Raw genomic sequence first — 3,888 nt, 5'->3', positions numbered from 1 at the left:
CTTATTCTCCTGATTTAAACCCGATCGAGCATGTATGGTCACCGCTTAAAAATAGGGTTCGCATGAAGCTTGATCAAGATGAAATAAATTTAGAGACAGCGCTTAGTCAAGTAATGAAGTCAATGTCAGAAACTATTCGTTGAGCGCTATACCATTTGGAGTTGTTTATCGAGAACAATCGATTCTACTTCTTAGAAGTCGGAGCGAGAATACCTGCAAGTTTAGTTATTAAGATGTATGAAATTACATATGGGGTAAATATAGCCGACTTAAGTATCGCAGCACTCACTGACTCTATGCCGACTTCTTCCTCTGCCCAACAAAAAACGACAGGTAATTACTTTCTTTGGGCCTATCTAGCTAAAACCCAAGGAACCATCAAAAAATTAATACCACCATCACTTAGCAATAAGTTTGACATCCACTGGCAAGTAGACGTCGGCCAGGAAATTCTTAACAGTACGTCAATCATCGATCGTATCGGAATACTCACGTCAACAAGCAATAATTTAGATACGATTCAACAAGACTTTGAATACCTTAGGCAGTACTGCCCTCTAGTCGTTGAGCAATCAAAATAATAAAAAACGAATCTTAACCCGCAAAAGCGACATTTGTTTATACCGCTTCAACCTGAGTCTGTTTAAACTTTCACACAATTACGAACTAAAGTAATTCTAAATCTAACAAAAAATTTCGCTTATTTTGATTAAATAAACGAATGCGCTCCTTTACTGCCATTTTATCACTTTTTTTATTTTTTATTAGCTGATCAGCCAATATTGCCTCATCAAGTGAGCCATTTTGTGATAATAACCATTGCTCTTCTGCACTAATTGGAATACTGGCACCGGCTAAACCTAAATGCGATAAACCACTTTCAAGTGCCTGTTCACAGAGCAAGCGATTTAATTTTTTTAATGTTTTCGATGGCCGCACTGGTGTTAATGCGACTTGGTAACTCATCAGCAATAGCAATAATACTTGCAAGATATTTTGTACCGGCTCATTAATCTCTCCTCGTAACTCGCTCAATGTTTTTGCCCTAACCACTAATTTCTCAGTTACTTTATTTACTAGCTCTGGAATTTGAATAATACCTTTAAATACAGAAATTTGTTTTTTAATTTGATCAGGTGTCACTAAGAGAGAAAAACGACTTGCCATTAAATTTTCAAGCTTCTGCCGATCTGATAATTTTTGTACTTTTTTTAGATAAATATCACAACGAAAGCGTGTGTTTAACAGATAATCTCGCATCAACTCTTGTAACGCTGGTGTTTTCTGCTGCTGGATTAAACTAACTTGCGATTTAGAAAACTGAAATTGATCAAAATTATTAATTAATGTTGCACTACCTGCATAAGCTAATTTCAATGCCTTCATCCGTTCGATCATCTGTGTCGCATAAAAGCACTGCCAATCTTGATGATAATATTCATGAACTAAATAATGTAAATTCTCTTCAGTTAAACTATCTAACTGATAAGCCAATAATGGGTGATCACTAAAAATCTGCGCCTGATTATTTTGTAACTTTTGCAATAATCTCTGACTTGTTTTAATTTTCTCTTGATAACTTTCGCCATCCGCTTGCAATAATAACTCCCGAATAGAACGCAAGCTATCCCAACCCGGCGCAGCATTATAACCAATATAAACAAGACCTGTTGGCTTTAAAAAGCGCCTGATAAACGCATGTATTTTTTTAAGTACCGCTTCACTGACCCAAGAGTACAAACCATGCATCACAATATAATCAAATTTTTCAAAATTAAACTTTTTACAATCAACAAAATCATCATGTATCAGCTTGAGGTTATCAATACCCGCTTGTGTTCTCAGCGCTTCTGCAGACTCAATATGCTCTGCCATAAAGTCAATACCATAAAATTTCGCCTTAGGAAAACTCGCCGCCGAAAATAAAAGTGAGTTCGCATAACCACAACCCAAATCACAATAACGAAATGCTTGTGTTTCAAGCGCTGGAGCTTGAACATTATTTAACGTACAAATAAAGTTTAAAAAACTAGGCGAAAGTTCACGATGATAATGCTGAACATAAGGCAGCGCTGTACAATAACCTTGTTGATAGCTCTCCATGTTGCCACTCCCTCCACTGTACTAACCTAGCTACAATAACACACCTTAACTTAAATTTAGCTTAGTCTAGTCCAATCTAGTTTAGTAAGTTTTAATCCAAAGCCAACACTAAATATTAATTCATATTAAATAATACGCAACAAAGTTTTCAATCAGCCAATAAAAAAGGCAGCTAAATTCATGCTGCCCTTTCAAAACGATTAATTTAAATTAATTATTTACCTAGAACGTCAACCAAAAGTCTAAAGTTAATACGCTATAGCGATTAGTATCAGATGACTCTAGCGTAGGGTTAGCATACTGAGCAATATTACCATACTCTAAAGAAACATACGCCCCTGGCATCACCGCAACACCGGCGCCAACCAAAACTTGGTTCTTAAACTGCTTATTAGACGTTACAACACCATTTAAGTTCTTAGTCGCACTATAACTCACTGAGAAATCAATCGGTTTGATAATAGTCGTGCTATAACCGGCTTGAATATTATATGCAGACACTTTCTTATCTTGCATATCAGTACGGTTAACGTCTTTAGTTGTTTGCGCATAATTGACTTTAAAGCTCACAGGGCCTACTGCCATTTTTGCAGACACGTTCGCAGCAGGTAAAGCATCTAATGTGTTTTGTGCAGTAATATCACTTAAGGCATGGCCGGTGATATCCGCAACATAACCCGCACCAACTTTTGCCTTCACTTGGCCCACTTTAAAACTATAATTTGCTTGTAAAGTCCAATCTTTAACCTGCGTTACATTTGCCCGCTTAGACTTAAATAGTGCAGCAGAAACATTAAGGTTATCTTGTGAATAACCTAAAGCGATCGCACCGACTGCCGAGCTGATACGAAAGTAATCGGTTGAGAGTGGGTTATTATAAACATGACCACCAAAATCACCAAAATAGGGGAAGTATTTACCCGCAGATAAATACACCGGTGATTTATCTAAATTACCAATGGTTAAGTAACCTGAACGTGTATCTGCGCCACTCGCAAAATCAAGCTGCCAATCAACAAAAGCCCAATCATTAAGCTTTGCTAATAAATCCAAACGCGCAGTATCTAGAAAAATTGCTGACGCATTCTGACCTTTTACATAGCCTTGACTGTTATAAATTGAGCTGCCATCAGCCACATTACGTCCATAAACAACATCTGCTTCTAAATTACCACCAATAGTTAAACGTGGTGCGTCTTTGCCTGCTTTTTGCAATAAACCGAGCATTTGCAAGTCACGACCAAAGCGGCTGGATTGACCCGCAATCATGCCACCACCAATCGGCCCCATATGCACGGAACCACCTTCTTTACCTTTACCTGTTTTAAGCGCTTCAACTTGCTTTTCTAAAGCAACTTGGCTGGCTTTGAGTTTATCAAGCTCCAGTTTCAATGAATCAGCTGTGGCTGCAAATGTAGTGCTTGCAGCCACACTCAGTGCAACTGAGCACGTGATTAACTTTAGTTTCATCGCATCTCTCCCTAATGCTTTTAAAATTATTTTTCTTAAACAATTTTGCACACTCTTGCGGTATTGTTTGCATTAACAAGTAAACAAACATTCCTTTGGCAAGTATTGGCAGAGAGTAATTTTTTTGCCAGTTATCTGACTAATATTTAAACAATAAAGTCCTAGCTCATTGTTTATTAATAAAAGAAAAAATTAATAACTCACCTTACGCACAGGTCATAAACATTTTAATCGCCTAAGCTCTTCAAAAGCTATTTGATTTGACCGCACAAGTAATTTATATTTGAGTGCAAAGTGGTTAGGCTGTGCTTTTAC

3 protein-coding genes are annotated in these 3,888 nt (G+C 37.3%); 1 reads left to right on the top strand and 2 read right to left on the bottom strand.

What is annotated here, in order from left to right; translation table 11 throughout:
• Positions 1 to 233 precede the first annotated feature (233 nt).
• Positions 234 to 581, top strand: coding sequence for a hypothetical protein (locus C200_RS08110; RefSeq protein WP_129556486.1), 348 nt, complete (start codon positions 234 to 236; stop codon positions 579 to 581).
• Positions 582 to 666: 85 nt separating this feature from the next.
• On the opposite strand, the gene C200_RS08105 is transcribed toward C200_RS08110, so the two are convergent.
• Positions 667 to 2,103, bottom strand: a complete 1,437-nt coding sequence (locus C200_RS08105; RefSeq protein WP_016211780.1) for a class I SAM-dependent methyltransferase — start codon at positions 2,101 to 2,103, stop codon at positions 667 to 669.
• Positions 2,104 to 2,325: 222 nt separating this feature from the next.
• On the bottom strand, positions 2,326 to 3,573 hold the full coding sequence (locus tag C200_RS08100) for an LbtU family siderophore porin (protein ID WP_016211781.1): 1,248 nt from the start codon (positions 3,571 to 3,573) through the stop codon (positions 2,326 to 2,328).
• Positions 3,574 to 3,888 lie beyond the last annotated feature (315 nt).

The sequence above is a fragment of the Piscirickettsia salmonis LF-89 = ATCC VR-1361 genome, assembly GCF_000297215.2.
GTDB classification, from domain to species: domain Bacteria; phylum Pseudomonadota; class Gammaproteobacteria; order Piscirickettsiales; family Piscirickettsiaceae; genus Piscirickettsia; species Piscirickettsia salmonis.
Note: the sequence above shows the minus strand (reverse complement) of the source record. Positions and strands in the feature narration are given on the sequence as shown.

What these genes read in the sequence shown, in the direction of transcription:
- C200_RS08110 (WP_129556486.1), top strand. Translation starts at nt 234, where the DNA reads ATGTATGAAATTACATATGGGGTAAATATAGCCGACTTAAGTATCGCA.
- C200_RS08105 (WP_016211780.1), bottom strand. Translation starts at nt 2,103, where the DNA reads ATGGAGAGCTATCAACAAGGTTATTGTACAGCGCTGCCTTATGTTCAG.
- C200_RS08100 (WP_016211781.1), bottom strand. Translation starts at nt 3,573, where the DNA reads ATGAAACTAAAGTTAATCACGTGCTCAGTTGCACTGAGTGTGGCTGCA.